Consider the following 292-nt stretch of genomic DNA (forward strand, 5'->3'; position numbering starts at 1 on the left):
GCCGCATGAGTTAACTGGGCATCACTTTCGAAGGCGTGCCGCTGAACGACAACGGCTTCCTCTCGCTCACCGGCACCAGTGTGGTGAACGTGGGCGTGCCCGATGGCACCGGCGCGATCACGGTCAGCCCCGGTGGCGCACCGGTCAGCGTGTTCTCCAGCAGCGTCAACGGCGGCAGCCTGGAATACCGGCTGCGCGACCTGCAGGACACGCCCAGCCTGCGCGTGAAGCAGGGCGTGGGCAGCAACAGCACGTTGGTCACCACCGTATCCGGGCAGAGCGGCCAGCTCGG

At 67.5% G+C, this 292-nt stretch carries 1 protein-coding gene; it reads left to right on the plus strand.

Annotated elements, in window-relative coordinates:
* Window positions 1–35: 35 nt before the first annotated feature.
* On the plus strand, window positions 36–292 hold a 257-nt coding region (locus tag EN850_RS35650; RefSeq protein WP_210238098.1), incomplete at its 3' end, for a hypothetical protein.

Source organism: Mesorhizobium sp. M8A.F.Ca.ET.207.01.1.1 (assembly GCF_004794715.1).
Classification (GTDB): domain Bacteria; phylum Pseudomonadota; class Alphaproteobacteria; order Rhizobiales; family Rhizobiaceae; genus Mesorhizobium.